Genomic DNA, 26,338 nt, shown 5'->3' with positions numbered 1-26,338 from the left:
TCCCGACGACAGGTCGGGCGGGTCCGGGTCAGCGGCCGTGGAACACCGGGGTGCGCTTCTCGGCGAAGGCCCGCGGGCCCTCCTTGGCGTCCTCGGAGGCGAAGACGGCCATGCCCACGCGGGCGTCGTCGGCCCAGCAGTCCTCCTCGTGGCGGCCCTCGGAGTCGCGGACCGTCTTGAGGATGGCCTGGACGGCGAGCGGGCCGTTGGCGCAGATCAGGTCGGCGATCTCGTGTGCCTTGGCGAGCGCCTCGCCGTCGGGGACGACGTGGCCGATCAGCCCGATCTCCTTCGCCTCCGGCGCCTTCACCAGCCGTCCGGTCAGGAGCAGGTCGAGCGCGACGGTGTAGGGGATCTGGCGGGGGAGGCGTACGGCGGAGCCGCCCATCGGGTAGAGGCTCCACTTCGCCTCCGCCACACCGAACCGGGCGGACTCGCCCGCGATCCTGATGTCGGTGCCCTGGAGGATCTCGGTGCCGCCGGCGACGGCCGGCCCCTCGACCGCGGCGATGAGCGGCTTGGTCAGCCGGAAGCCCTTGAGCAGGCCCTTGATCACCGCCGGGTCGAACCCGGACCTGAAGCTCTCGTCGGGGGAGCGCTTGGTGGCGGCCTTGAGGTCCATCCCGGCGCAGAAGTAGCCGCCGGCCCCGGTGAGGATGCAGGCCCGGATCTCGTCGTCGGCGTTGACCCGGTCCCAGGCCTGCTCCATGATCGCGAGCATCTCGCCGGAGAGGGCGTTGCGCGCCTCGGGGCGGTTCATCGTCACGACGAGCTTGTGCCCGTCCTGCTCGACCAGGCAGTGCGGCTCGGTGGGCGCGGGTTCGGTCATGTCGGGCGATGCTAGCCAAGAACGAGAACGTGTTCTAGTCTCGCGGGCGTGGCTCACAACATCGCCGACCTGTTCGAACACGCCGTCGACGCCGCACCGGACAACCCCGCGCTCAAGGTGGGGGACCGGGTCGTGACCTATGCCGAGCTGGAGGCGGACTCCAACCGGCTCGCCCACTACCTCCGGTCCCAGGGGGTGGGGCAGGGCGACCACGTGGCGATCTACGCGAAGAACAGCATCGAGCACGTGGTCGCGACCCTGGCCATCGTGAAGATCCGCGCGACCACGATCAACGTCAACTACCGGTACGTCGAGAGCGAGCTCGACTACCTCTTCGAGAACGCCGACGTCGTCGCGCTGATCCACGAGCGCTCCTACGCCCCGCTCGTGGCCGCGTGCTGGCCCAAGCACGAGAAGCTGCGGGTGGCGGTCGTGGTCGACGACGCCCTCGACCCCTCCGACCAGTCGGACTACTCCTCCTACGGCGGGGTCCACTACGACGACGCGATCGCGGACCAGAGCGCCGAGCGCGACTTCGGCGAGCGCAGCCCCGACGACATCCACATCATCTACACCGGTGGCACGACCGGCTTCCCGAAGGGCGTGATGTGGCGCCACGAGGACTTCTGGCGCGTCCTCGGTGGCGGCATCGACTTCTACACCGGCGAGCCGCTCGAGGAGTTCGACCAGTCCAACCAGGCCAACGACCCGCGGATGGTCACCTTCCCGCTGAGCCCGCTCATGCACGGCGGCGCCCAGGCCGGCCTGCTCATGCACCTGTTCGCCGGACACCTCACGATCCTCGAGCCCAAGTTCGACCCGGTCCGCACCTGGGAGATCATCGAGCGCGAGAAGGTGCAGCTGATCTTCATGACCGGCGACGCCATGGCCCGCCCGCTGATCGAGGCGTTCGAGGCGAAGGCAGCGACCGGCACGCCGTACGACGGCTCCAGCCTGTTCGCGATCTCCAGCAGCGCCGCGATCTTCAGCCCGCCGGTCAAGGCCCGCTGGATGGCGGCGTTCCCGAACGCCGTCTTCACCGACTCGGTCGGGTCGACCGAGACCGGCTTCGGCGGGATGGGCATGCAGGACCCCAACAACATCTCCACCGACGGCCCGGTCGTCGGGCTGGGTCCCGGCAGCGTCGTGCTCGACGAGGAGAACCGGATCCTCGACATGGAGACCAACGTCGGCCGCACCGGCCGGCTGGCCCGTGGCGGCTCGGTCCCGGTGGGCTACTACAAGGACCCCGTCAAGTCGGCCGCGACGTTCATCGAGGTGGACGGCGCCCGCTACTCGGTGCCCGGCGACTTCGCGCGCATCGAGGAGGGCAACCGGGTCACGCTCCTGGGCCGCGGCTCGAACTGCGTCAACACCGGCGGCGAGAAGGTCTACCCGGAGGAGGTCGAGATGGCGATCAAGAACCACGACGCCGTGTACGACGTCCTGGTGGTCGGCATCCCGGACGAGAAGTACGGCCAGGCGGTCGCCGCGGTCGTCGAGCTGCGGGAGGGCCACACGCTCGAGCTCGAGGAGCTGCGCACGTTCCTGCGCGCGCACCTGTCCGGCTACAAGCTGCCGCGCAGCCTGACGATCGTCGACCAGATCCCGCGCAACGCCACCGGCAAGGCGCAGTACCCGCGGGCCAAGGAGCTCGCGCTGGCCGGGTTCGCCGCGAAGGCCGCCACGGTCGACCCCACCAGCGTCTGACCCACCGTCCGACCCACCGTCCGAACCAGAGCAACCGACCCACCGGAGGACACCGTGCGCACGCCGATCTGCGACGAGTTCGGGATCGACTACCCGATCTTCGCCTTCACCCCCTCCCAGCACGTGGCCGCGGCCGTGTCCCGAGCCGGTGGCCTGGGGGTGCTTGGCTGCGTCCGCTTCAACGACCCCGACGAGCTCGAGGAGACGCTGAGCTGGCTCGACGACAACACCGACGGCAAGCCGTACGGCGTCGACATCGTGATGCCGATGAAGATCCCCACGGAAGGGACGTCGGTGGACCTGAAGGCGATGATCCCGCAGGACCACATCGACTTCGTCGACCGGACCCTGCAGAAGCTCGGCGTCCCGCCGCTGCCGGAGGGCGAGGGGCGAGACGGCGTGCTCGGCTGGCTGCACTCGGTGGCCCGGTCGCACCTCGACGTCGCCCTGCAGCACCGGCCCGTGCTGATCGTGAACGCGCTCGGCTCGCCGCCGGTCGACGTGATCGAGACCTGCCACGAGGCCGGCATCAAGGTGGCCGCACTGGCGGGCGCGGCCAAGCACGCGCTCTCGCACGTGCGCAACGGCGTCGACATCATCGTCGCCCAGGGCTACGAGGCCGGCGGGCACACCGGCGAGGTCGCGAGCATGGTCCTGCAGCCGGACGTCGTCGACGCGGTCGGCCCGGACGTGCCCGTCCTCGGCGCGGGCGGCATCGGGTCCGGCCGCCAGGTCGCGGCCTCGCTCGCCCTCGGCGCCCAGGGCGTGTGGACCGGGTCGATCTGGCTCGGCACCGAGGAGTACCAGAACCTCCAGTCCAACACCGGCTGGACCGAGGCGTTCACCCGGGCGACGTCCTCCGACACGGTGCGCACCCGGATCTACACCGGCAAGCCGGCCCGGCTGCTCAAGACGAAGTGGACCGAGGCCTGGGCCGAGGAGGACGCGCCCGCGCCCCTGCCGATGCCGCTCCAGAACCTGTTGGTGGCCGAGGCCCACAACCGGATCAACGCCTCGGGCGACCCGGACGTGATCTCCATGCCGGTCGGCCAGATCGTGGGCCGCATGAACGAGGTCCGGCCGGTCGCGGACGTGATGGCCTCACTGGTCGCGGAGTTCGAGGAGGCCGTGGCGCGCCTCGACAAGATCGTCTGACGCCGTACGCCGCAAGGGCGACTTCCTCCAGACTTGCGCAAGACCGCGGGTCGGACGTGGTTCGAGCGAACCCGTGTGTCACTGTGTGATCAGGGAGGAACGGCTTCTCCCTGCATCTCGAGGCTCTGGGGGGACCTTCGATGCGCGATGTCTTGCACGCTTTCGCCATGGTCGCTGTGATCGCGGTCGCTGCCCTGTGCACGCTCGTGCAGCTCAGCGACGTGAGCCACGCCTTCGACCGTCTCGGTCACGACGAGCAGGCCACCATCCAGCAGGTCAGCAGCGACACCGGCTCGGGTGCCGCCCACGACGGCCAGCGGAGCGCGCGGCACCAGGGGAGCAGGTAGCCGCCCGCGGCCGACCGGAGGACGCCGGGCGGGCCGCACGGCCGGCCCTTGGGCGCGCCTCGTACCGTCGGCCGCATGAGCGACGCACCGACCGTGGCCCTGCTCGGGATCGGGACGATGGGGGCCGGCATGGCCCGCAACATCGCCGCCGCCGGACTTCCGCTGCGCGTGTGGAACCGCACCCCCGCCAAGGCGGAGCCGCTCGCTGACGTCGCGACGGTGGCCGGCACGGTCGAGGCCGCGGTCGACGGCGCGGACGTCGTCGTGACGATGCTCTACGACGGCGAGTCGGTCGCCGAGACCATGACGGCGGCGCGCGCGACGCTGGCGCCCGGGGCGGTCTGGGTGCAGAGCACCACCGTGGGCGTCGAGGCGGCCGAGCGGCTCGGCGCGCTGGCCGCCGACCTCGGCCTGGTCTATGTCGACGCGCCGGTGCTCGGCACCAGGAAGCCGGCCGAGGACGGAGCCCTCGTGGTCCTCGCCTCCGGGCCCGCGGACGCGCGCGCCGCGGTGGCCCCCGTGTTCGACGCGATCGGGAGCCGCACGCTGTGGGTCGGCGAGGCCGGCACCGCGTCCCGGCTCAAGCTGGTCGCCAACGCCTGGGTGTTCACCGTCGTCGAGGGCGTCGCGGAGTCGTTGGCCCTGGCGCGCGAGCTGGGCCTGGACCCGGCCCTCTTCCTGGAGGCGGTCGGCGGCGGCGCGCTGGACGCCCCGTACGTCCGGCTCAAGGGGACGGCGATGCTCGACGACGACCTCGCGCCCGCGTTCGCCCTGGGCAACGCGCTCAAGGACGTCGAGCTGATCCTGGCCGCTGCCGAGGGCGCCGGCGTCGACCTGGCCCTGATGCCGGGGATCCGGGCCCACTTCGCCCGCGCCGTCGACGACGGCCACGGCGACCTCGACATGGCCGCGACGTACCGCTCCCACTGACTCCGGGCCGGGTGGTCAGCGCAGGTCGGGGTGTGCCCGGCCGGCGACGAGAGGCAGGTCCAGGTAGGTCCTGATCCCGGGCTCGGCGGCGACGACGTAGGGGATCGAGTTCACGCAGTGCACCGCGGTCGCGACCACGCCGGGGTTGCGGACCAGCCCCTGCTCGACGGTCTCGGGCTGCCACCCGCGGATGGTGACGAAGCAGCTCGGGTCGCCCTGCACCTCGACCTCGAACCGCTCGCCCTCGGGCCCGAAGGACCACGGCGGGTCGAGGTTCTCCTCGCCCATCAGCCAGTTCACCGCGATCCGCACCACGCAGGTCTCGCCGACGACGGCCTCCCAGACGAAGCGCTGGGCGGCGACGTGGCCGGGCTCGATCACCCCGATCGGGGTGTCGATCGGCGCGGTGGCCACTGCCACCTCCTGGGAGGTGCGGATGTGCGGGTCGGCCGCGAAGCCCAGGGTGTCCACGCACATCCGGGCGGACTGGATGAACCCGCCCGAGAGCAGGCCCAGCATCGGCCCGCCCATCGCCTCCTCCGGCTTCCCGCCGAACATCATGATGTGCCGCACGACGTCCGGTGCGTCGTAGGTGCGGATGTCGGAGAACTCCTCACCACGCACGAAGGTCACCGCGGAGGAGAGCGCCGAGAACATGAGGGGGTGGAGCTCGGTGATCCCGCCGGGGTTGATCCCCGTCCCGTGCAACGTGGTGCCGCCCTCGCGGCACGCCGCCTCCAGCGGCGCCCCGTCCCGCTCGGTCGGGTAGAACCAGCCGACCGGGGTGACGACGTTCTTGCCCGAGCGCAGCAGCGCGGCGACCTGGTCGCGGTCCGGGACCAGTGGCGCGTAGACGACGGCGTCGGCCTCAATCGCCAGGATCTCCTCGACGCTGCTGGTGGCCCGTACGCCGACGGGGTCGGTGCCGACGATCTCGCCGACGTCGAGCCCGGCCTTGGCCTCGGAGTGGACCCAGCACCCGGCCAGCTCGAGCTCGGGGTGCTGGAGGACGGCCTCGATCGCGGCCCGGCCGACGCCGCCGGTCGCCCACTGGATCACGCGCACGAGCGCCACTGTGGCGGATAGAACGTGTTCTCGTCCAGGGTCCGGCGCGCCGCCGTCGACGGCCTAGAGCGAGGTCATCACGCCGACCGACTCCGGGCTGAACCCCGGGAACACGGTCGCGGTCGACGCCCCGAACCGGGAGGTGACGACCTCGCAGAGCACGCTGCGGTAGTCGGTGGTCACGAGCAGGTCGGCGTCGTCGTCGTCGGTCAGGCCCGGCCAGGTCCCGTAGTACCGGCCGCCCCGCACCCCGGCGCCGGCGAGGAGCATCACGTTGCCGTAGCTGTGGTCGAGCCCCTGGCTGGCGTTCTCGACGACCCGGCGACCGAACTCGCTGATGGTCACCAGCGTCACCTTGCCGGCCTGGTCGCCGAGGTCGCCGAAGAACGTCGCGAGCGAGGTGGCCAGATCCTCCGCGTTCCTCCGCAGCCGGCCGTCCTCGACGGTGCCGACGTCCGAGTGCATGTCCCAGTCGCCCTGGTCGACGGTGATGACCTCGACGCCGACGTTGCCGCGGATCACCCGGGCCACCTCCGCGAGGGCGCGGCCCAGGTCGGTGTCGGGGTAGGAGTCCCGGTGGTCGGCCGTCTCCCGGGCCGGCTCGAAGTCGTCGATGGCGCCGAACATCGAGCGCATCGCCTCACCGAGCGGACCCCGGTCGCCGTCCCACAGCGTGTGCAGCGAGGTGCGGCGACGCCGGGTGGTGCCGGCGTCGTCGTCGCCGGAGATCTTCAGCGAGTCCACGCCCCAGGCCGACATCACCTCCTCGGGACCGAAGAGCGAGGTCGGGACGACGCCACCGCCGATGTTGAACCCCTGCAGGGGCGAGCCGGCGGCGTCGGTGCCGATGAGGCGGTTGAGCCAGCCGGTGCGGACCGTCGAGCCCGGGTCGGCGTCCTCGACCTCCTCCATCGCGGAGAAGTGCGAGCGGTTGGGGACCGGGAGCCCGGTGGCGTGCACGGCGGCGAGCCGGCCGGCGTCCCAGAGCGGGACCAGCGGCGCCAGCTGCGGGTGCAGCCCGAACATCTCGTCCGCGGCCAGGAGCTGGTCGGCGGGGACGGCGATGGAGGGCCGGCCCGCGTAGTACGCCGGGTCGGCGTGGGGCACGACGAGCGAGAGCCCGTCGCAGGCGCCCCGCAGGGACAGCACCACCAGGACAGCGGGGGCGGGGCTCGCCGCGGCCGCCGAGGTGGTGACGGAGGCGGTGCCGACCAGGGTGGTGGTGCCCACCAGGGCCGCGGCGCCGCCGAGCAGCGACCGGCGCGAGAGCCGCAGGAAGTCGGCGCAGCAGGCGTCGGGGATCGGGGAGGAGGTCATGGCGTCACCGGGTCATGAAGACGGGGGAGTCGAGGAAGGTGGACAGCAGCCGGAACATGTCCCAGCGCACCACCGGGTGGTCGCGGGTGATCCGGTCCCGGGCGTCGACACCGGTCGCTTCGCAGCAGGCCCGCAGGAGCCGCGGGGTCGCCGGACGGTGGAGGATCCGGCGGGAGACGTGGTCGACGAGCACGTCGAACCGGACCGGGAAGTGCGGCACCCACCACACCGCCGAGTGGTAGGTGACGCCGCGGTCCGGCCACCACGAGCCCGCCAGCGCGACGTGCGTCGACATCGACGCCAGCATCCGGGAGGGCGAGGACCAGGAGCGGTTGTCGATCGGCTGCCCGTCCGGCCGCGGCCAGCCGAACGGCATCGCGCCCATGTCGGCGGCCTGCCACAGCAGCTGGTTCGCGGCGTACCGCTCCCCGGCGGCGTTCGCCGGCGGGCGCGCGAACCGCACGTCGAGGGCGCGGTACGACGCCACGACGTCCTCGCCCGGGTCGCGGACCTTGGCCCCGACCGACCGGGCGAACTCGCCGGACGCGACGAGCGCACGGAGCACCGGGGCGATCGCCGTGTCGTGGTCGAGGTAGACGGCGGCGAGCCGGTCGACGAGCGCGTCCGAGGGCTCGTCGCTGACGAACATCACGGCCAGTCGGCGGGCGACCCGGCGGGCGGTCGCGGGGTGGTGCGCGAGGTAGGTGAGGTAGGCCGCGGTGACGGGACGCCCGTCGGGCTCGGCGTTGGGGTGGGAGAAGTCCATGACCCGGACCGGCCCGCGCCAGTGCCAGGCGAACCGGTACTCGGCCTCGAAGGTGTCCCACATGTCCACGCTCCACCCGGTGAGGATCCGCGCGGAGTCCTTGACGTCCGGCTCGCCGTACTGGCCGCGGCCGACCGTGTGCAGCTCGAGCAGCTCGCGTCCGAGGTTCTCGTTGGGGTGGGTGCGGTCGGAGCTGACGTTGTCGAGGTTGATGAGCATCGCCGGGTGCGTGGTCACCGCCTGCGGCAGGTCCTCGAAGCGGCCCAGGGCGTGGGCGCGCACCGTGTCGCCGTAGTCGACGCGCCAGAAGCACTGGGCGTCGCCGCTCGCCGGCACGTTGAAGTGGTTCTCCCACAGCTCGGTGAGCAGCTCGAGCACCGGGCGTCGTGAGTGGATGCGGCGCAGCAGGACCCAGCGCTGGTAGTCGAGCATCACCTCCCAGCCGCCCTCGATGTCGTCGCGCTGCCGGCGCCACAGCTCGGTGGGGGAGCGCGACAGGCCCGACCACCACGAGCGCAGCTCGTCGGCGGCCCCGTCCCCGACCGAGTCCGGGTCCAGCTGCTGCTCGAACCAGGGCCCGGCACCGCCTGCGGCGCGGACCTGCCGGGCGAGCGCAGGCGTGAGGCCGTAGGAGAAGCGACCGACCAGGTGCCGGGCGGTCGGCGGCAGCAGCCGCTGCGTGCGGTCGCGTGCGGGCGCGATGCTCATCCGGGCTCCCGAGTCCTCCCCGCGGACCGGGGCTGCCGCGGGTCGCTCCAGGCTAGGTCGGGCCTCGGCGCGGCGTCACCGTTTCGGCGAAGACCGTTCCCCGGGGTCGTCCCGGTAGACTCCCGACGACCGCCCCCGCACTGTGAGGACCCGACGCCCGCCCCATGGACGGCTCCCGAAGTCCCTCGCTCTCCCGGCCGCGCGGCCGTGGCCGTGGAGAGCCCCGATGACCGCCTGGCTGCTGCTCGTCGCAGCGCTGCTCCTGATCCTCGCCTGCGGCGTGTTCGTCGCCGCCGAGTTCTCCTTCGTCACCGTCGACCGCAGCCAGGTCGAGCGGGCCGCGGCGGAGGGGGACAGTGGTGCCCGCGGGCTCCAGCAGGCCCTGCGGAGCCTGTCGACGCAGCTCTCCGGTGCCCAGGTCGGCATCACGATCACCAACCTCGCGATCGGCTACCTCGCCGGTCCCGCGATCGCCGAGCTGATCGACGGTCCGCTGGGCGCCGCCGGTGTCTCCGAAGGCGCCGTGAACCCGGTCGCGGTCGGCATCGGCCTGGCCCTGGGCACCGTGCTCACGATGATCTTCGGCGAGCTGGTCCCCAAGAACCTCGCCCTGGCGCGGCCGATGGTGGTCGCGCGCGCGACCCAGCGCTTCCAGCGCACCTTCACCGCGATCGTCCGCGGGCCGATCAAGGTGCTCAACGGCTCGGCCAACGCCGTCGTACGGCGCCTGGGGATCGAGCCGCAGGAGGAGCTCCGCTCGGCGCGCAGCTCGACCGAGCTGGCCTCGCTGATCCAGCGCTCGGCCGACCTCGGCACCCTCGACGTCGAGACGGCCGAGCTGATGGAGCGGTCGGTGGAGTTCGGGACCCGCACGGCCGGCGAGATCATGACGCCGCGGGTGCGCACGGTCTCCCTCGACGCCAACGACCGGGCGGCAGCGGTGATCGAGCTGACGCGCGAGACCGGGCACTCCCGGTTCCCGGTCCTCGACACCGACGAGAACGTCGTCGGCACCGTGCACGTCAAGAACGCCGTCGCGCTGCCGGTCGGCGAGCGTGCGACGACCCGGGTCAAGCACCTCGTCGCCCGGCCGATCGTCGTGCCGGACTCGTTGCGCCTCGACCCGTTGCTCGCGCTGCTGCGCGACGAGAGCTTCCAGCTCGCGGTCGTGATGGACGAGTACGGCGGCTTCGCCGGCATCGTCACCCTCGAGGACGTCGTCGAGGAGATCGTCGGCGACATCGCCGACGAGCACGACCGGCTGAGCGCGAGCGCGCGCCTGCACCGGGACGGCTCGTGGACGCTGTCCGGGCTGCTGCGCCCCGACGAGGTCGAGGACCTCACCGGGATCGAGCTGCCCGAGAACGAGGACTACGACACGATCGCGGGGCTGGTCCTGCGGGTGCTGGGACGGGTGCCCGAGGTCGGCGACCGCGCCGAGGTCCCGGTGCCCGACCGCTCGGAGACCGAGGAGGTCCGCGAGCGCCTCGCGGTGCTGACCGTCGAGCGGATGGAGGGCCTGCGGATCGATCGGCTGCGCCTGCGGCTGCCCGACGACTCCGAGGACGACCGGACCGAGGAGCAGGCATGAGCAGCGGGACCGCCGTCGTCGTCGCCGTGCTGCTGCTGCTCGGCAACGCCTTCTTCGTGGGCGCCGAGTTCGCCCTGGTCTCGGCGCGCCGGACCCAGATCGAGCCGCGGGCCGAGGCGGGCTCGCGGATGGCGCGGACCACGCTCACCGCGATGGAGAACATCTCGCTGGTCATCGGCGTCAACCAGCTCGGCATCACCGTCTGCTCGCTGGTCCTCGGCGCGGTCGGCGAGCCCGCGGTCGCGCACCTGGTGGAGCCGGTCCTGCACGCCCTCCACCTGCCGGAGGGGCTCCTGCACCCCGTCTCGTTCGTGATCGCCCTCGCGATCGTCGTCTACCTCCACGTGGTCATGGGCGAGATGATCCCGAAGAACATCGCGTTGGCGGCGCCGGACCGCGCGGCGCTGGTGCTCGGGCCGCCGATCTGGGCCATCGTCACGGTGCTGCGGCCGGTCGTGGTCGTGATCAACGCGGTCGCGGCCGGCGTGCTGCGGCTGCTCGGCGCGCGGCTGACCGAGGAGGTCACCTCCACCTACACCCGCGAGGAGGTCGCCGCGCTGGTGGAGGAGTCGCGCGGCGAGGGGCTGCTCGCGGCCGACGAGTACGACCGACTCGCCGGCGCCCTGGGGTTCACCGAGAAGACCGTCGCCGGGGTGCTGATGCCGCCGGATTCCCTCACCACGGTCGAGCGCGGGGCGACCGCCGAGAGCGTCGAGGCGTTGTGCGCCGCGACCGGCTTCAGCCGGTTCCCCGTGGCCGCGGACGGTGAGCTGCTCGGCTACCTCCACATCAAGGACGTGCTGGAGACCGACGAGGAGCGCCGCGCGCGGCCGGTCGAGGACAAGTGGATCCGGCCGTTCGCCCCGGTCGGCGAGTCCGAGCCGCTGCACGACGTGCTCGAGACCCTCCAGCGCCGGGGCGCCCACATGGCGCGCGTGGTCGACGCCGGGGGGCGGACCCTGGGCCTGGCCACGCTGGAGGACGTCATCGAGGAGCTGGTCGGCGAGATCCGGGACGCCGCGCACCACGAGGACGCGATCTGACGGCCACGCTGGGCGCGTCCGACCTGGGAGGCGTGCCCTAGGGTGGCGTCGGCAGGCAGGGAGAGCAGACAGGCGAGCAGGCGAGCAGTGGCGGACGACTCGACGCGCAGCGGGGTGTGGACGCTGCCCAACCTGCTGAGCATGCTGCGGCTCGCCGGTGTCCCCGTCTTCCTCTGGCTCGTCCTGGGCCCCGAGGCCGACGGCTGGGCCCTCGCGCTGCTCGCCGTCATGGGCGTGACGGACTTCCTCGACGGCTACCTCGCCCGCCGCCTGGGCCAGACCTCGGCGCTCGGCGAGGTGCTCGACCCGGTCGCGGACCGGCTCTACATCCTGGCGGTGGTCGTCGGCCTCGCCCTGCGCGACGTGATCCCCTGGTGGGTGGCGCTCTCGCTGCCCCTGCGCGACCTGCTGCTCTGGGGGCTGGTGCCGCTGCTGCGCACCCGCGGCTACAGCGCGCTGCCGGTGCACTTCCTCGGCAAGGCCGCCACGTTCAACCTGCTCTACGCCTTCCCGCTGCTGCTCCTCGGTGACGGCGACGGCACGGTCGCGACCCTCGCCGACGTGTTCGGCTGGGCGTTCGCGATCTGGGGCATCGGCCTCTACTGGTGGGCCGGCATCCTCTACGCCTGGCAGGTGCGCACGCTGCTGCGCACCACCGACCGACGGCAGGCGGCCACCGATGCCTGAGACCACGGTCAACGACCGCATCAGCACGCCGCTGCTCACCCTCATCACCCAGCAGTCGCTCGACGAGGACTACCAGCACGTCGCCGAGCGGCGGGCGGCGCAGCCGGCGGAGCAGCAGCCGGACGGCGCCCGGCGCCGCTCGCAGCGGCTGGCGGCGGTCGCGGTGGTGGCCGTCTTCGGGCTCCTGGTCACGGTGGCGGCGGTGCAGACCTCGCGGGGCGAGGACGTGCGCAGCGCGAGCCGGGCGACGCTGATCTCCCAGATCGAGGACGGCCGTGAGCGGCTGTCGGACCTCCAGCGCCAGATGGTGCGGCTGCGTGAGACCAACGTCGCGCTCCAGACCCGGCTCGACCGGGTCACCGCCGACGAGCAGGCGGCGGCCGCCCGCGAGGTGCGGCTGGCCGCGACCACCGGTTTCGGCGCCGTTACCGGTCCCGGCGTCAGGGTCACGGTCGACGACGCGGCGAACGGCGACCTGGTCCGGGACTGGCACCTGCGCCTGCTGGTCGACGGCCTGTGGAACGCCGGCGCCGAGGCGATCGCCGTCAACGGCCAGCGGCTCACCGCCCGGTCCGCGATCCGCAACTCCGGCGACGCCATCCGCGTCAACAACCACTCGCTGTCCCCGCCGTACGTCGTCACGGCCATCGGCAACGAGAAGACCCTCCAGGCGGACCTGATGGAGTCCACGAGCGGCCTGCAGTTCCGAGGCACGGTCGAGAGCTTCGGATTCCCGTGGTCCATGCAGAATGTGGACGAGCTCTCGCTCCCGGCGGCCCCGCCGCGAGTTGCGCGGCTCCGCAACGCCGTGGAGGGTACGGCGGAGCAGAACCAGACCCAGCACCGCAAGGAGGCCCCCCAGTGATCGCCGCGCTCGGCCTGCTCGTCGGCATCGTGCTCGGCGTGGTCTTCCAGCCCGCCGTGCCGCTCGGGCTGGAGCCCTACCTGCCGATCGCGGTGGTCGCCGCGCTGGACGCGGTCTTCGGCGGCCTCCGTGCCTACCTCGACGGCATCTTCGACGACAAGGTCTTCGTCATCTCGTTCGTGAGCAACGTCGTGATCGCGGCGGCGATCGTCTTCCTGGGCGACAAGCTCGGCGTCGGCGGCCAGCTCTCGACCGGCGTCATCGTGGTGCTCGGGATCCGGATCTTCTCCAACGCCGCCGCGATCCGGAGGCACCTGTTCCATGCCTGACGCCGAGGACGCCTCCGAGCGGCCGGCCGAGCACGCGCCCGAGCACGCGCCCGAGCACGCGCCCGAGCACGCGCCCGAGCACGCGCCCGAGCACCGGGCCGGGCCGGGGGAGGAGCAGCACCCGCCGACCGGCCGTGACCGGCTGCGCGGCGCCTTCCTGCGTCCGACCCGCGGCCAGCTCGTCGTGGCCGTCCTGCTCGCCGTGCTGGGCTACGCCGCCGTGACGCAGGTGCGGTTCACCCAGGTCGACAACACCTACGCCGGCCTGCGCGAGCAGGACCTCATCGACGTCCTCAACGGCCTCGCCGGCACCACGCAGCGCGCCGACTCCGAGATCGCGCGGCTCCAGCGCACCCGCGACGACCTCCAGTCGAGCACGGGGGCGCGCGAGGCCGCCTTGGCCCAGGCCGAGCAGCAGGCCGACAACCTGGCGATCCTGGCCGGCCTGGTGCCGGTGACCGGTCCCGGCATCCGGGTCACGGTCACCGAGGAGACCGGGGCCGTGGACGTCCAGAGCATGGTCGACACCATCCAGGAGCTCCGCACCGCCGGTGCCGAGGCGATCCAGGTCAACGGCCAGGTGCGGGTCGTGGCGAGCACGCCCGTCGAGGACGCCTCGGGCGGCCTGCTGGTCGGCGGCGAGCTGGTCACCTCGCCGTACGTCATCGACGCGATCGGCGACCCGCACACGCTGGCGGACTCCGGCATCGACTTCCCCGGCGGGCCGCGCGACCTGTTCGAGGACGACGGCGCGACGGTCTCGGTCGACGAGCTGGCCTCGCTCGACATCGAGAGCGTCGTCAAGCCGGCCAAGCAGGTCTTCGCGAGCCCGGTCCCGTCCCAGTAGCCTCTCCACCGTCCGCCCGTCCCTGGACCCGCCCCGAGGAGTCGCCTTGTACCCCGACGACCTGAAGTACACGACCGAGCACGAGTGGGTGCGCGAGCCCGGCGAGCACGAGGGGTCGGTCCGGATCGGCATCACCCACTACGCGCAGGACGCGCTCGGCGACATCGTCTACGTGTCGCTCCCCGAGGTGGGGGACTCCGTCGACGCCGGCAGCACCTGCGGCGAGCTGGAGTCGACGAAGTCCGTGAGCGACGTCTACGCGCCGGTCTCCGGCGAGGTGGTCGCCCGCAACGACGCGCTGGACGCGACCCCCGAGCTGGTCAACAACGACCCGTACGGCGGCGGCTGGCTCTTCGAGGTCGTGCCGTCCGAGCGCGACCAGCTCGACGGGCTGCTCGACGCGGCGACGTACCAGGCCTCGCTCGAGGCCTGACCCACCCGGAGCCGCGGGCGGCCCCGGGCCGTGTCGGCTTGATCGGTCGCGCGCGACTGATAGGTTCGGGGAAACCATCAACCTCAACCCGGCCTTGAGGGTTGCCCGGCGCCCGCACCGAAGGACTTCACCGATGCCGTTCTGCACAGCGTGTGGCAAGCAGAACCCCGACGACGCGCGGTTCTGCTCCCAGTGCGGCTCCCGCCTGGTCGCCGCGGACGACCCCGCGGACCCGCCCACCGTGTCGACGCCGGCCACGCCGGCCCCGGGCGCCGACGAGTCCACGGCCACGATCAACCTCGGCGCCGGGGACAAGGTGGAGACCTCGGACCGGCAGCTGAACCCGGTCGACGCGGCCGCGGTCGACGCACTGCCGGTCGGGCACGCGCTCCTGGTGGTCCAGCGCGGCCCCGGATCGGGGAGCAGGTTCCTCCTCGACGCCGACGTCGTCACGGCCGGCCGGCACCCGGACAGCGAGATCTTCCTCGACGACGTGACGGTCTCGCGGCGGCACGCGGAGTTCCACCGCAGCGGCGACACGTTCACCGTCAGCGACGTCGGCAGCCTCAACGGCACCTACGTCAACCGGGACCGCATCGACCGGGTGCAGCTCACCGACGGCGACGAGGTCCAGATCGGCAAGTACCGGCTGGTGTTCTTCATGGGGCACACGAGCGGATGAGCACCCGATGACCCAGGCTTCGGCGTCCTCGTCGGCGTCCCGGGCGCGGATGAACATCGGTGAGGTCCTCGACCGGCTGCGTCCGGACTTCCCCGAGGTCACCATCCCCAAGATCCGGTTCCTCGAGGACAAGGGTCTGATCAAGCCCGAGCGGACCCCCGCCGGCTACCGCAAGTTCAGCCACGACGACGTCGACCGGCTGCGCTACGTGCTCCGGATGCAGCGCGACCACTACCTCCCGCTGCGGGTCATCGGCGAGCACCTCGACGCCATCGACCGGGGTCTCGAGCCGCCGCCGATCGACCCGGTCGTGCCGACCGTGCCGCGGGTCGCGCTGGCGGCCGACGGGCTGCCGAGCGCCGAGTCCTTCCGACGGCGCGACCAGCTGCGGCTCTCGCGGCGCGAGCTGCTGAAGATCGCCGAGATCTCCGAGGAGCTGCTCGACCAGCTGGAGCAGTACGCCCTGATCACCCCGCGGGCCGGCACCGGCCACTACGACACCGACGCCCTCGTCGTCGCCCAGACCGCCCGCGAGCTGGCCGACTTCGGGCTCGAGCCGCGCCACCTGCGCGCGTTCAAGACCGCTGCGGACCGCGAGGTCGGCCTCGTCGAGCAGGTCGTCGCCCCCCAGAAGGCCGGCCGTGACACGGCCGCCCGCGCCCGCGCCGAGGAGACCGTCTCCGAGATCGCCGCGCTCTCCGTGCGCCTGCACGCCACGCTGGTCAAGATCGGCCTGCGCTCGCGCTGAGCGGGCCGGTCCGGCGGGCTCGCGGCGCCACCACGCGGGAGTAGTGTGGTGGCGTGCGCGAAGTCGATGTCATGGGAGTCCGGGTCGAGATGCCCTCGAACCAGCCGATCGTGCTGCTGCGCGAGGTGTCGGGGGAGCGCTACCTCCCGATCTGGATCGGCGCGGTCGAGGCGACCGCCATCGCGTTCGCCCAGCAGGGCGTGGTGCCCCCGCGGCCGCTCACCCACGACCTCATGAAGGACGTCCTCGACGCCACCGGCAACGAGCTCACCGAGGTGCGGATCACCGAGGTCAAGGACGGCGTCTTCTTCGCGACCCTGGTCTTCGGCTCCGGCGCCGAGGTCAGCGCCCGACCCTCGGACTCCATCGCGCTCGCGCTGCGCACCGGGACCCGGATCCTGTGCGCCGAGGACGTCCTCGACGAGGCCGGGCTCGCCGTCCCCGCCGAGCAGGAGGACGAGGTCGAGAAGTTCCGCGAGTTCCTCGACCAGGTCACCCCCGAAGACTTCGACGCCCACTGAGCGCCCTGGGCGCACCGTGCGCACGCCCCTGGCTGCGTTGTCGTCGGTCGACGGCCCGCTTCGCTCGAAGGCCGCCTCCCTCCTCCGCCTGGCCAGCCGCGCACGCACGGCACGCCCAGCCGCGCTCGTACTCGCAGACCCTGACATCAGGGTCGAATCCCTCACCCTCAGGTAGAGGATGAGGGTTGCGACACGCCCGGTGACCTCTTTGACGGTCCCGGGGTGGAGGCCTACCTTGAAGTGTCTCTGTTGTAACTCCAACGCTGTGGTGCCCCGGATCTTGGGCCGCGCGGCACCTTCCCCCGGTAGTTACGCACAACGGAGTAGCCCACGGAGGACCGTGTGAACGAGAACGAGCAGCACACCGAGAACGCCGAGGCCGCCGAGGCGGTCGCCACGGCCGAGGAGCAGGGCCTGCTCTTCACCGACGACGTCTCTCCGCTGCCCAGCGACACCGGCTACCGGGGCCCGACCGCGTGCAACGCGGCCGGCATCACCTACCGCCAGCTCGACTACTGGGCCCGCACCGGCCTGATCGAGCCGACCGTGCGCGGCGCCAAGGGCTCGGGCTCGCAGCGGCTCTACTCCTTCCAGGACATCCTGCTGCTCAAGGTCGTCAAGCGGCTGCTCGACGCCGGCATCTCGCTCCAGCAGATCCGCACGGCCGTGCAGCACCTGCGCACCCGCGGCACCGAGGACCTGACCCGCGTCACGCTGATGAGCGACGGCGTCTCGGTCTACGAGTGCACCAGCAACGACGAGATCATCGACCTGCTCCAGGGCGGGCAGGGCGTCTTCGGCATCGCGATCGGCGGTGTGTGGCAGGAGATCGAGGGCACCCTCGCCGAGCTGCCCAGCGAGCGCACCGCGGAGGCCGACGACGCCCCCACGGCCGGCGACGAGCTCGCCGCCCGGCGCGCCGCGCGCAAGATCGGCTGAACCCGACCGGCGGCACGTCGGACAGAGGTTTCGGTCGTCGGCGCGGGCCCGGTAGATTGGGCCGCGCCGACTATCCCGTGCGGGAGAGTCCCCGACGAGGCTGGAGGGGACGCCGAAGGGGCAATTCCTCCCCGGAACCTCTCAGGCACCCGGACCGCGTGGGTCAGGCAGCTCTGGAGCGGCGCGCCCTGACCGGCGCGCGGTGACAGAGGGGGAGGCGCCCGTCCGACGTCAGTCGACTCCGAGGAGCCCTCCGCCATGGCCGACCACCCCACCCTCACCGACCTCGACGGCGCACTGCCGTTCGTCGACCGGCACATCGGGCTCCGAGACGAGGACGTCGCGACGATGCTCGACCGGCTGGGCTTCGGCTCCCTCGAGGAGCTGATGGACGCCGCCGTGCCCGGCGGGATCCGGACCGCGGCCGAGCTCGACCTGCCGGCGCCGCTGGGCGAGGCGGCCGTCGCCGCCGAGCTGCGGGCCCTCGCGCTCGCCAACCGCCCCGCCGAGGCGATGATCGGCCTCGGCTACCACGGCACGATCACCCCGCCGGTGATCCGTCGCAACGTGCTGGAGGACCCCAGCTGGTACACCGCGTACACGCCCTACCAGCCGGAGATCTCCCAGGGCCGGCTGGAGGCGCTGCTCAACTTCCAGACCGTCGTCGGCGACCTCACCGGGCTGCCGACCGCGAACGCCTCGCTGCTCGACGAGGCCACCGCCGCGGCCGAGGCGATGACCCTGGTCCGCCGGGGCAACCGCAAGGCGAGCGGGCCGTTCGTCGTCGACGCCGACGCGCTGCCGCAGACGATCGACGTCGTCCGCACCCGGGCCGAGGGCCTCGGCATCGAGGTCGTCGTCGCCGACCTCGCCGACGGGCTGCCGGACGCCCTGCTCGAGCAGGGCCTGTGCGGCGTGCTCGTCCAGTACCCCGGCGCCTCGGGGCGGGTCCTCGACCCGCGCCGCGTCATCGAGCAGGCCCACGAGCGGGACGCGATGGCGGTCGTGGCCGCCGACCTGCTCGCGCTCACGCTCCTCGAGTCGCCCGGCGAGCTCGGTGCCGACATCGCCGTCGGGTCCAGCCAGCGCTTCGGCGTCCCGCTGTTCTACGGCGGTCCGCACGCCGGCTACATGGCGGTCCGGGCCGGCCTCGAGCGGCACCTGCCCGGCCGCCTGGTCGGGGTGTCGGTCGACGCCGAGGGCCGGCCGGCGTACCGCCTCGCGCTCCAGACCCGCGAGCAGCACATCCGCCGCGACAAGGCGACGTCCAACATCTGCACCGCCCAGGTGCTGCTCGCCGTGGTGGCCTCGATGTACGCCGTCTACCACGGACCCGAGGGCCTGCGCGCGATCGCGACGCGCAGCCACCGGTACGCCGCGGTGCTCGCCGCCGCCCTCGCCGAGGCCGGTGTGCCGGTGGCGCACGACCGCTTCTTCGACACCCTGACCGTGCCGGTCCCCGGGCGGGCCGCCGAGGTCGTCACCGCGGCCCGCGAGCTCGACCTGCACCTGCGCCTGGTGGACGAGGACACGGTCGGGGTCAGCACCTCCGAGACCACCACCCGCTCCAGCATCCTCCGCGTCCTCGAGGCCTTCGGGGTCACCGGCACCGACGTCGACGCGGTCGACGCGGCGACCGGGGACGCGCTCCCCGACGGCCTGCGCCGCGCCACCGACTACCTCACCCACGAGGTGTTCCAGCAGCACCACAGCGAGAGCCAGATGCTGCGCTACCTGCGCACCCTCTCGGCGCGCGACTACGCGCTGGACCGCGGCATGATCCCGCTCGGCTCCTGCACGATGAAGCTCAACGCCACCACCGAGATGGAGCCGGTCTCGCTGCCCGGCTTCGCCGACCTGCACCCGTTCGCCCCGGCCCAGGACGCCGCCGGCTACCGGCAGCTGGTGGCCGACCTCGAGCAGTGGCTGGTCGAGGTGACCGGCTACGACCGGGTCTCCCTCCAGCCGAACGCCGGGTCGCAGGGCGAGCTCTCCGGCCTGCTCGCCATCCGCGCCTACCACCACGCCAACGGCCAGGCGGGGCGCGACGTCTGCCTGATCCCGTCCTCCGCGCACGGCACCAACGCCGCCTCGGCGGTGATGGCCGGGATGCAGGTCGTGGTCGTGAAGTCGGGCGAGGGCGGCGACGTCGACCTCGACGACCTCCGGGCGCAGTGCGAGGCGCACGCCGACGACCTGGCCGCGATCATGGTCACCTACCCGTCGACGCACGGCGCCTACGAGGAGACCATCACCGACCTCTGCCGGATCGTCCACGAGCACGGCGGCCAGGTGTACGTCGACGGCGCCAACCTGAACGCGCTGCTGGGGTACGCCCGGCCCGGTGAGTTCGGCGGCGACGTCTCCCACCTCAACCTGCACAAGACCTTCTGCATCCCGCACGGCGGCGGTGGCCCGGGGGTCGGCCCGGTCGCGGTGCGCGAGCACCTGGCGCCGTACCTGCCCTCGCACGCGATGCACCCGGAGGAGTCCGGCCGGACCGGCATCGGCCCGGTCAGCGCGGCTCCTTACGGCTCGGCGGGGATCCTGCCGATCTCGTGGGCCTACATCCGGCTGATGGGCGCCGCGGGCCTGACCCGGGCGACCGCCGCCGCGGTGCTGTCGGCCAACTACGTCGCCACCCGGCTCGGCGAGCACTACCCGGTGCTCTACCGCGGCCACGGCGGCCTGGTCGCCCACGAGTGCATCCTCGACCTGCGTGGCCTGACCAAGGAGACCGGCGTCAGCGTCGACGACGTCGCCAAGCGGCTGGTCGACTACGGCTTCCACGCCCCGACCATGTCGTTCCCGGTCGCCGGCACGCTGATGGTCGAGCCGACCGAGTCCGAGGACCTCGGCGAGATCGACCGGTTCGTCGAGGCGATGATCGCGATCAAGGGCGAGATCGACCGCGTCGGCGCGGGGGAGTGGACCCCGGAGGAGTCGCCGCTGCGGGGCGCCCCGCACACGTCGCGGGCACTGGTCGGCGAGTGGGACCGGCCCTACTCCCGCGAGCTGGCCGTGTTCCCGACCGGCATCGACCCGGACAAGTACTGGCCCCCGGTCGCCCGGATCGACCAGGCCTACGGCGACCGCCACCTCGTCTGCGCCTGCCCGCCGCTCGAGGCGTTCGCCGAGTGAGCGCCCCCCAGGCGGTCAGCGACCACACCTCCCGACGGCTGCTCGCCCGGCTGGCGCACGCCCAGACCACCGGCCGCTACCCGTCGGTGGTGGCCGGGCTGGTGCGCGACGGCGAGCCGGTGTGGTTCGGCTTCCGGGGCACGCCCGAGGTGCCCGAGCACGACCCGTACGACGTGCAGTACCGGATCGGGTCGATCACCAAGACGATGACCGCGGTGCTCGTGCTCCAGCTGGTCCGCGACGGCCGGCTCGGCCTCGACGACCCGGTCTCGACGGTGCTCGGGGACGTCGGCTACGCGGACCGGACCGTGCGCACCCTCCTCGCGCACAGCTCGGGGATGCAGTCCGAGCCGGCCGGCTCGTGGTGGGAGCGGTCCGCGGGCCTGTCCTTCGACGAGCTGGCTGCCGTCAACGACGGCTCCGGTGGCGTCTTCGGCGCCGGCGAGCGGTTCCACTACTCCAACCTCGGCTACGCCCTCCTCGGCGAGTCCGTGGCCCGGCTGCTCGACACCACCTGGTGGGAGGCCGTCCAGGAGCAGGTCCTCGGTCCGCTCGGGATGACGCGGACGTCGTACCTGCCGGAGGGGGCCGCGGCCCGGGGCCGGTCCGTGCACCCCTACGACGGCACCCTGGTCGACGAGCCCGCGACCGACACCGGCGCGATGGCCCCGGCCGGTCAGGTCTGGGCCACGGCGGCCGACCTGGCGACGTACGCCGTCTTCCTCGGGCAGGGTCACCCCGACGTGCTGTCGGTCGACGAGCTCGACCGCGCCTACGCGCCGCAGGCCGGCGCCCCGGAGGACGGGATGCGGGCCACGCACGGGCTGGGCTTCCAGGTCTTCGCCGGCGGCTCCGGCACCCTCGCCGGGCACACCGGCTCGATGCCCGGCTTCCTCGCGACCTGCCTCGTGGACCGGAAGCGGCGCACCGGCGGCGTCGTGCTCGCCAACGCGACCACCGGCTACTCGCCGGCGGCGGTCGTCACCGAGCTGCTGACCGAGCTCGAGGCGTGCGAGCCGACGCTCGCCGGCCCGTGGGTGCCCTCGAGCGGGGTCCCGGACGTGCTGCTCGGCGTGCCCGGGGTGTGGCACTGGGGCAACACCCCCTTCGTGCTCGCCATGGAGGGCAGCGAGCTGGTCGCTCGTCGCGACGGCGTCGAGGCCTACCGGTTCGCGGTCACCGACGAGGGCCGCGTGGTCGGCCGGTCCGGCTACCACGCGGGCGAGCAGATGCACGTCGTGCGCCGCCCGGACGGCACCGTCGGGCACCTCGACGTCGCGACGTTCATCTACACGCGCACGCCCTACGACCCGACCGCGCCGATCCCGGGCGGCGTGCCCGGCTAGGCCCGGGCCCAGCTCTCGGCTACTCGATGGGCTCCTTGGTGACCGTGAGCCGGTAGGCGAACGCGGTCGCGCAGTCCAGCGGCACGGTCGCCCCGCGCCAGGTCAGCGTCAGGTCGGTGTCGAGGCTGCGCTGGAAGCCGGTGGCGGTCACGTGCTGCCCGGCGTCGTCCTGCTCCTCGCTGACCGGGATCCGGTCGCCGACCCGGCGCGCGGTGCCGGTCACGAGCGCCCGCTTGCCGTCGACCTGCATCGCGGCGCGCACGCGTCCGTGGTCCAGGAACCCGTCGCGGTCGGTCCGGCTGCCGCCGACCTGCTGCTCGTCGTCGCCGACGAGCACCTGGAGCACGTTGGCGAAGGTGTCGTTCTCGTAGACGCTCGTGAAGACGTCGCGGCCGTGCACCGTGCCGGTGCACTCGACGACGATCCCGCGCTCGTGGGTGGTGGTGGCCTCGCCGGCCTGCGCCGCGCCGCCGATCCCGAGGGGGACGGTGGTCGCGACGACGGCCAGGACGCCCGTGATCAGCTGGGTGCTGCGCATCGTTCTCTCTCCTGTGTCGTGGTGTGTGGTGTGTCGTGGTCTGACAGGAGGGGTACGCCCGAGCCGGGCATCCGGTTGCACCATGATGTGAACGTGTCCGCCGACCCCCGCTTCCTCGACCTGCTGGCCGAGCTGGACCGTCGCGAGGCACAGGCCCGGCAGCACGACCCCGAGGGGGTGCACCGGGCCCGGGTGACGTGCCGGCGGCTGCGGGCGCTGCTGGCGACCTACCGGCCGGTGCTGGACCGGGCCGCGGCGGATGCGCTCGCGGCCGAGCTGCGCTGGTTCGGGCAGGAGCTGAGCCTGGCCCGCGACGGGCACGTCGTCCACCAGATCCTCACCCGGATGCTGGCCGAGGAGCCTCCCGGCCTGGTCGCGACCGCTGCGCGGGCCCGGGTCGAGCGGACCTACGGCGGCACGCGAGCGGTCCCGGACGTCTTCGGGTCCGAGCGGTACGCCGCGCTGCGGGCCGCGCTCGCCGGCCTTGCCGTCACCCGGCCGGAGGAGCCCGTGCTGCGCCGCCGGGTCCGCAAGGAGGTCGACCGGGTCGTCCGGCGCCACGACGCCGTGGCGGCGGCCGCGGACCGGGACGTGGCGATGCACCTGGTCCGCAAGGGCGCCAAGCGGCTCCGCTACGCGGCGGAGCTGTGGGAGCCCGACGGCGGCAAGGACGCGCGCCGGGTGGTCGAGGGGGCGAAGAGCCTGACCCAGCTGCTGGGGGAGCGCCAGGACACCGTGCTGGTCCGGACCCACCTGCTGGACCTGGCCGCCGCGGCCGAGGCGGCCGGCGAGACCACGTTCACCTACGGGCGGCTGCACGCCCGGGCGCAGCAGCGCGCCGAGGAGCTCGACGCCGCCTTCGACCGGGTGTGGGAGTCGTTCACTGGGCCTGCGACACGCTCGACATGTTGAAGTCGGGCACCCGCAGGGCCGGCATGGCGGTCCGCGAGAAGTAGTCGTCGCCCCACTCGCGGCTGAACGCCGGCACCGTCGCGGAGGCGTGGCTGAAGCGCCCGAGGAGGTCGACCGGGCTCTCGTTGAACCGGAAGTTGTTCACCGCCCCGGTGATCTCGCCGCCCTCGACGAGGTAGACGCCGTCGCGGGTCAGGCCGGTGAGCAGCAGGGTCTGCGGGTCGACCTCGCGGATGTACCACAGGCAGGTCAGCAGCAGGCCGTGCTCGGTACCGGCGACCAGGTCGTCGACCGACCCCGTGGCCCCGTCGACCGAGAGCGCCAGGTTGTCGACGTACGGCGTGACCGGCTGGCTCGTCATCGTGGCGGACTGCCGGGTCTGGACGAGCGCGGCGAGCTCGCCGTCGCGGACCCAGTCGGTGCGGCCGAGCGGCAGGCCGTTGTCGAAGACCGACTCGCTGTTGCCCGAGCGGGTCGCGACGACGAAGGGCAGGCAGGCCTGGCCCTCGAGGGCGGGGTCGGACCAGAGGTGCACGCCCTCGCGCGCGACCCGCTGGCCGATCCGGGTGCCGCCGCCGCGGCTGCTGTAGACGGACTGGCCCTCCCAGGCGACCCGGGCCCCGGCAGCCCAGTAGGCGTCGATCATCAGGTCGGCGACCGCGGTCGGCGGCAGGATCGTGTCGTAGCGACCGGCCGGCAGGTCGACGCGGCGCCCGGCCCAGCCGAGCCGGCGCTCGAGCTCGGCGTCGATCGCCAGCGGGTCGACGTCGGTGAAGTCCCGGGTCGCGGCGCCGACCCAGGCGCTGCGGCCCAGGTCCGCGCTCTTGGCGGTGCAGCCGACGTGCCCGGTCGGCTGCACGTGCCGCAGCCGCAGCCCGGTCGTCGAGCCGAGGTAGGTCGTGGTCGACTCGTGGTTGACGAAGCCGTACAGCACCCGACCGGCGCCCGCGGCGCGGGTGAACGCCTCGCCGAGGGCGGGCGCCACCGCGTCGTACACGTGGATGTCGGTCGGCACCGGCGGGTCGTCCCAGTCCGGCGACGTCACGTCGCGGACGAGCTCGGCCGCGTCCTCGGCAGGCGCGGCCGCCCGGGCCGCGGCGTCGGCGGCGCGCACCAGCTCGGTGACGCCCTGCCGGGTGGTCACGCTGCCGGTGAGCGAGGCGGTCGACCGGCCGACGAAGGAGATCGCGGTGACGTCGACCGCCGACATCACCCCGTTGGTCGTGAGGGTGTTGTTCGCCCAGCGCAGGTTGGCGCTGGTCCGGTCCCGGACGATGACGATGCAGTCGTCGGCCGCGGAGGCGGCGAGACCGTGCTCGACGAAGGTCTGGGCCAGGGACGCGGTGGTGGTCATCAGTGACCGGCCTCCTCGGTCGTGTTGAGGATGCGGACCCCTCGGAACAGGGCGGTCGGGCAGCCGTGGCTCACGGCGGCCACCTGACCGGGTTGGGCCTTGCCGCAGTTGAACGCGCCGCCCAGCACCCAGGTGTCGGGACCGCCGACCGCCTCCATCGACCGCCAGAAGTCCGTGGTGGTGGCCTGGTAGGCCGCGTCGCGGACCTGGCCGGTCAGCTCGCCGTCGGTGATCCGGTAGAAGCGCTGGCCGGTGAACTGGAAGTTGAACCGCTGCATGTCGATGCTCCAGGACCGGTCGCCGACGACGTAGAGCCCGCGCTCCACGCGGCCGATCAGCTCCTCGGTCGACGGACCGCCCGGTGCCGGCTGCAGGGACACGTTGGCCATCCGCTGGATGGGGACGTGGCCGGGGGAGTCGGCGTAGGCGCAGCCGTTCGAGCGACCGCCGTTCAGCTCCGGGTGCAGGTGCCCCATCGCGCGGTCCAGCTGGTAGCCGACGAACAGGCCGTCGCGGACGATGTCCCACCGCTGCGTGGCGACGCCCTCGTCGTCGTACCCGATGGTGGCCAGGCCGTGCTCGACGGTGCGGTCGCCGGTGACGTTCATGACCGGGGAGCCGTACTGCAGGGTGCCGAGCAGGTCGGGGGTGGCGAACGAGGTGCCGGCGTAGTTGGCCTCGTAGCCGAGCGCCCGGTCGAGCTCGGTGGCGTGGCCGATCGACTCGTGGATCGTCAGCCACAGGTTCGAGGGGTGGATCACCAGGTCGTGCGTGCCGGCCTCGACGCTGGGGGCCTTGAGCTTCTCCGCGAGCAGCTCGGGCACCTCGTCGAGCTCGGCGTCCCAGTCCCAGGCCTCGTCCGGCCCGCCGGTGAGGTACTCCCAGCCGCGGCCCACCGGCGGTGCGATGCTCGCCATCGAGTCGAAGGTGTCGGCGCCGGCGCCCATCGCCTCGAAGCCGGGGAAGAGGCGGACCCGCTGCTGCGTGGTGCGGGTGCCGCCGAGGTCGGCGTAGTACTTGCACTCGAGCACCTGGAGCAGGTGCGCCGAGGCGTGGTCGACCGCGGCCCCGCTGCGCAGCCGGTCCGTCCAGTCCACGAGGACGGCCGCCTTCTCCGGCACCGGCACGTCGAACGGGTCGATCCGGTACGACGAGACCCAGGTGACGTCGTCGTACGTCGGCTCGGCCGCTATCTCGACCGGCGCGCTCGTCATCCGGGCGGCGACCCGGGCCACGGCGACCGCCCTCTCGGCCACCCGGACCGCCTCCTCTGGCGTGAGGACCACGCCGGCGGCGAAGCCCCAGGACCCGCCGTGGATCACGCGGACCGCGAACCCGAGGTCCTCCTGGTCGCTGGCGCCCTGGAGGACGCCGTCGCGGGCGGTGAGCTCCTGGTAGCGGACCCGCTCGAAGCGGAAGTCCGCGTGGGTCGCGCCGAGCTCGCCGGCCCGGGTGAGGGCCGCGTCCCCGAGGCTGCGGTAGGGGAGGGCGGTGAAGGACGGATCGATCGCCGGACCTGGCATAGGGGCGAACGT

At 72.9% G+C, this 26,338-nt stretch carries 25 protein-coding genes and 1 riboswitch; of the genes, 18 read left to right on the top strand and 7 right to left on the bottom strand.

Features of this window, described 5'->3' with window-relative positions; all coding sequences use genetic code 11:
* Positions 1 to 28: 28 nt before the first annotated feature.
* A complete protein-coding gene (locus ACILQ5_RS02295) occupies positions 29 to 829 on the bottom strand; it encodes a crotonase/enoyl-CoA hydratase family protein (RefSeq protein WP_395656352.1) in 801 nt (266 codons plus the stop codon).
* Positions 830 to 877: 48 nt separating this feature from the next.
* Here ACILQ5_RS02295 and ACILQ5_RS02290 point away from each other — a divergent pair, with 48 nt between their 5' ends.
* From ACILQ5_RS02290 to ACILQ5_RS02275, 4 genes are all read left to right on the top strand, one after another.
* Positions 878 to 2,539 (top strand): acyl-CoA synthetase, encoded by a 1,662-nt coding sequence (locus tag ACILQ5_RS02290; RefSeq protein ID WP_395656351.1) that lies wholly within the window; start codon positions 878 to 880, stop codon positions 2,537 to 2,539.
* A gap of 54 nt (positions 2,540 to 2,593) precedes the next feature.
* Positions 2,594 to 3,694, top strand: coding sequence for an NAD(P)H-dependent flavin oxidoreductase (locus tag ACILQ5_RS02285; protein WP_395656350.1), 1,101 nt, complete (start codon positions 2,594 to 2,596; stop codon positions 3,692 to 3,694).
* 167 nt (positions 3,695 to 3,861) lie between these two features.
* The gene (locus ACILQ5_RS02280) at positions 3,862 to 4,041 is read left to right on the top strand and encodes a hypothetical protein (RefSeq protein WP_395656349.1); all 180 of its coding nucleotides are present in this window, start codon (positions 3,862 to 3,864) and stop codon (positions 4,039 to 4,041) included.
* A gap of 75 nt (positions 4,042 to 4,116) precedes the next feature.
* Positions 4,117 to 4,971: an NAD(P)-dependent oxidoreductase gene (locus tag ACILQ5_RS02275; protein WP_395656348.1), complete on the top strand. Its 855-nt coding sequence runs from the start codon at positions 4,117 to 4,119 to the stop codon at positions 4,969 to 4,971.
* Positions 4,972 to 4,986: 15 nt separating this feature from the next.
* Here ACILQ5_RS02275 and ACILQ5_RS02270 read toward each other — a convergent pair whose 3' ends face one another.
* The 3 genes from ACILQ5_RS02270 to ACILQ5_RS02260 form a co-directional block, all read right to left on the bottom strand.
* A complete protein-coding gene (locus ACILQ5_RS02270; protein ID WP_395656347.1) occupies positions 4,987 to 6,036 on the bottom strand; it encodes a hypothetical protein in 1,050 nt (349 codons plus the stop codon).
* Positions 6,037 to 6,099: 63 nt separating this feature from the next.
* Positions 6,100 to 7,353, bottom strand: coding sequence for a DUF1501 domain-containing protein (locus tag ACILQ5_RS02265; protein ID WP_395656346.1), 1,254 nt, complete (start codon positions 7,351 to 7,353; stop codon positions 6,100 to 6,102).
* Between the two features lie 4 nt (positions 7,354 to 7,357).
* Entirely contained in the window at positions 7,358 to 8,827 is a 1,470-nt protein-coding gene (locus tag ACILQ5_RS02260) for a DUF1800 domain-containing protein (protein WP_395656345.1), read from the bottom strand.
* 226 nt (positions 8,828 to 9,053) lie between these two features.
* On the opposite strand from ACILQ5_RS02260, the gene ACILQ5_RS02255 reads away from it, so the two are divergent.
* From ACILQ5_RS02255 to ACILQ5_RS02195, 13 genes are all read left to right on the top strand, one after another.
* On the top strand, positions 9,054 to 10,418 hold the full coding sequence (locus ACILQ5_RS02255; RefSeq protein ID WP_395656344.1) for a hemolysin family protein: 1,365 nt from the start codon (positions 9,054 to 9,056) through the stop codon (positions 10,416 to 10,418).
* Entirely contained in the window at positions 10,415 to 11,461 is a 1,047-nt protein-coding gene (locus tag ACILQ5_RS02250; RefSeq protein ID WP_395656343.1) for a hemolysin family protein, read from the top strand. Before ACILQ5_RS02255 ends, ACILQ5_RS02250 begins: the two co-directional genes overlap by 4 nt.
* 141 nt (positions 11,462 to 11,602) lie before the next feature.
* Positions 11,603 to 12,148, top strand: a complete 546-nt coding sequence (locus ACILQ5_RS02245; protein WP_395656680.1) for a CDP-alcohol phosphatidyltransferase family protein — start codon at positions 11,603 to 11,605, stop codon at positions 12,146 to 12,148.
* Positions 12,141 to 13,013 (top strand): DUF881 domain-containing protein, encoded by an 873-nt coding sequence (locus ACILQ5_RS02240; protein WP_395656342.1) that lies wholly within the window; start codon positions 12,141 to 12,143, stop codon positions 13,011 to 13,013. The genes ACILQ5_RS02245 and ACILQ5_RS02240 overlap by 8 nt, the downstream gene beginning before the upstream one ends.
* Entirely contained in the window at positions 13,010 to 13,342 is a 333-nt protein-coding gene (locus ACILQ5_RS02235) for a small basic family protein (protein WP_395656341.1), read from the top strand. Before ACILQ5_RS02240 ends, ACILQ5_RS02235 begins: the two co-directional genes overlap by 4 nt.
* Entirely contained in the window at positions 13,335 to 14,189 is an 855-nt protein-coding gene (locus ACILQ5_RS02230) for a DUF881 domain-containing protein (protein ID WP_395656340.1), read from the top strand. Before ACILQ5_RS02235 ends, ACILQ5_RS02230 begins: the two co-directional genes overlap by 8 nt.
* A 46-nt stretch (positions 14,190 to 14,235) precedes the next feature.
* Positions 14,236 to 14,622 (top strand): glycine cleavage system protein GcvH, encoded by a 387-nt coding sequence (gene gcvH, locus ACILQ5_RS02225; protein WP_395656339.1) that lies wholly within the window; start codon positions 14,236 to 14,238, stop codon positions 14,620 to 14,622.
* A 133-nt stretch (positions 14,623 to 14,755) separates the two neighbouring features.
* Positions 14,756 to 15,304: an FHA domain-containing protein gene (locus ACILQ5_RS02220; protein WP_395656338.1), complete on the top strand. Its 549-nt coding sequence runs from the start codon at positions 14,756 to 14,758 to the stop codon at positions 15,302 to 15,304.
* Between the two features lie 7 nt (positions 15,305 to 15,311).
* Positions 15,312 to 16,052, top strand: coding sequence for a MerR family transcriptional regulator (locus ACILQ5_RS02215; protein ID WP_395656337.1), 741 nt, complete (start codon positions 15,312 to 15,314; stop codon positions 16,050 to 16,052).
* 53 nt (positions 16,053 to 16,105) lie between these two features.
* A complete protein-coding gene (locus ACILQ5_RS02210; protein ID WP_395656336.1) occupies positions 16,106 to 16,573 on the top strand; it encodes a bifunctional nuclease family protein in 468 nt (155 codons plus the stop codon).
* A 342-nt stretch (positions 16,574 to 16,915) separates the two neighbouring features.
* Complete coding sequence (locus ACILQ5_RS02205) at positions 16,916 to 17,512, top strand: MerR family transcriptional regulator (RefSeq protein WP_395656335.1); 597 nt, start codon at positions 16,916 to 16,918, stop codon at positions 17,510 to 17,512.
* A 70-nt stretch (positions 17,513 to 17,582) separates the two neighbouring features.
* Positions 17,583 to 17,679: riboswitch (glycine riboswitch) on the top strand.
* 91 nt (positions 17,680 to 17,770) lie between these two features.
* Entirely contained in the window at positions 17,771 to 20,653 is a 2,883-nt protein-coding gene (gene gcvP, locus ACILQ5_RS02200) for an aminomethyl-transferring glycine dehydrogenase (protein WP_395656334.1), read from the top strand.
* Positions 20,650 to 21,999, top strand: coding sequence for a serine hydrolase domain-containing protein (locus ACILQ5_RS02195; protein ID WP_395656333.1), 1,350 nt, complete (start codon positions 20,650 to 20,652; stop codon positions 21,997 to 21,999). Before gcvP ends, ACILQ5_RS02195 begins: the two co-directional genes overlap by 4 nt.
* 19 nt (positions 22,000 to 22,018) lie before the next feature.
* Here the strand turns inward: ACILQ5_RS02195 and ACILQ5_RS02190 are convergent, their stop codons facing one another.
* Complete coding sequence (locus ACILQ5_RS02190; protein WP_395656332.1) at positions 22,019 to 22,537, bottom strand: hypothetical protein; 519 nt, start codon at positions 22,535 to 22,537, stop codon at positions 22,019 to 22,021.
* A gap of 93 nt (positions 22,538 to 22,630) precedes the next feature.
* Between ACILQ5_RS02190 and ACILQ5_RS02185 the strand changes: the two genes are divergently transcribed.
* On the top strand, positions 22,631 to 23,449 hold the full coding sequence (locus ACILQ5_RS02185; RefSeq protein WP_395656331.1) for a CHAD domain-containing protein: 819 nt from the start codon (positions 22,631 to 22,633) through the stop codon (positions 23,447 to 23,449).
* Here ACILQ5_RS02185 and ACILQ5_RS02180 read toward each other — a convergent pair.
* The gene (locus tag ACILQ5_RS02180; protein ID WP_395656330.1) at positions 23,418 to 24,803 is read right to left on the bottom strand and encodes a metallopeptidase TldD-related protein; all 1,386 of its coding nucleotides are present in this window, start codon (positions 24,801 to 24,803) and stop codon (positions 23,418 to 23,420) included. The genes ACILQ5_RS02185 and ACILQ5_RS02180 overlap by 32 nt on opposite strands.
* On the bottom strand, positions 24,803 to 26,326 hold the full coding sequence (locus ACILQ5_RS02175) for a TldD/PmbA family protein (protein ID WP_395656329.1): 1,524 nt from the start codon (positions 26,324 to 26,326) through the stop codon (positions 24,803 to 24,805). The genes ACILQ5_RS02180 and ACILQ5_RS02175 overlap by 1 nt, the downstream gene beginning before the upstream one ends.
* Positions 26,327 to 26,338: the final 12 nt, after the last annotated feature.

The sequence above is a fragment of the Nocardioides sp. genome (assembly GCF_044226305.1).
Classification (GTDB): Bacteria; Actinomycetota; Actinomycetes; order Propionibacteriales; family Nocardioidaceae; genus Nocardioides.
This window is presented reverse-complemented; position numbering and strand designations above follow the sequence as displayed.

Excerpts from the sequence above, each read along its gene's own strand:
- ACILQ5_RS02175 (WP_395656329.1), bottom strand. The coding sequence starts at position 26,326 with ATGCCAGGTCCGGCGATCGATCCGTCCTTCACCGCCCTCCCCTACCGC.
- ACILQ5_RS02295 (WP_395656352.1), bottom strand. The coding sequence starts at position 829 with ATGACCGAACCCGCGCCCACCGAGCCGCACTGCCTGGTCGAGCAGGAC.
- ACILQ5_RS02215 (WP_395656337.1), top strand. The coding sequence starts at position 15,312 with ATGACCCAGGCTTCGGCGTCCTCGTCGGCGTCCCGGGCGCGGATGAAC.
- ACILQ5_RS02190 (WP_395656332.1), bottom strand. The coding sequence starts at position 22,537 with ATGCGCAGCACCCAGCTGATCACGGGCGTCCTGGCCGTCGTCGCGACC.
- ACILQ5_RS02250 (WP_395656343.1), top strand. The coding sequence starts at position 10,415 with ATGAGCAGCGGGACCGCCGTCGTCGTCGCCGTGCTGCTGCTGCTCGGC.
- ACILQ5_RS02280 (WP_395656349.1), top strand. The coding sequence starts at position 3,862 with ATGGTCGCTGTGATCGCGGTCGCTGCCCTGTGCACGCTCGTGCAGCTC.
- ACILQ5_RS02240 (WP_395656342.1), top strand. The coding sequence starts at position 12,141 with ATGCCTGAGACCACGGTCAACGACCGCATCAGCACGCCGCTGCTCACC.
- ACILQ5_RS02275 (WP_395656348.1), top strand. The coding sequence starts at position 4,117 with ATGAGCGACGCACCGACCGTGGCCCTGCTCGGGATCGGGACGATGGGG.
- gcvP (WP_395656334.1), top strand. The coding sequence starts at position 17,771 with ATGGCCGACCACCCCACCCTCACCGACCTCGACGGCGCACTGCCGTTC.
- ACILQ5_RS02180 (WP_395656330.1), bottom strand. The coding sequence starts at position 24,803 with ATGACCACCACCGCGTCCCTGGCCCAGACCTTCGTCGAGCACGGTCTC.
- ACILQ5_RS02245 (WP_395656680.1), top strand. The coding sequence starts at position 11,603 with ATGCTGCGGCTCGCCGGTGTCCCCGTCTTCCTCTGGCTCGTCCTGGGC.
- ACILQ5_RS02255 (WP_395656344.1), top strand. The coding sequence starts at position 9,054 with ATGACCGCCTGGCTGCTGCTCGTCGCAGCGCTGCTCCTGATCCTCGCC.
- ACILQ5_RS02220 (WP_395656338.1), top strand. The coding sequence starts at position 14,756 with ATGCCGTTCTGCACAGCGTGTGGCAAGCAGAACCCCGACGACGCGCGG.
- ACILQ5_RS02230 (WP_395656340.1), top strand. The coding sequence starts at position 13,335 with ATGCCTGACGCCGAGGACGCCTCCGAGCGGCCGGCCGAGCACGCGCCC.
- ACILQ5_RS02265 (WP_395656346.1), bottom strand. The coding sequence starts at position 7,353 with ATGACCTCCTCCCCGATCCCCGACGCCTGCTGCGCCGACTTCCTGCGG.
- ACILQ5_RS02260 (WP_395656345.1), bottom strand. The coding sequence starts at position 8,827 with ATGAGCATCGCGCCCGCACGCGACCGCACGCAGCGGCTGCTGCCGCCG.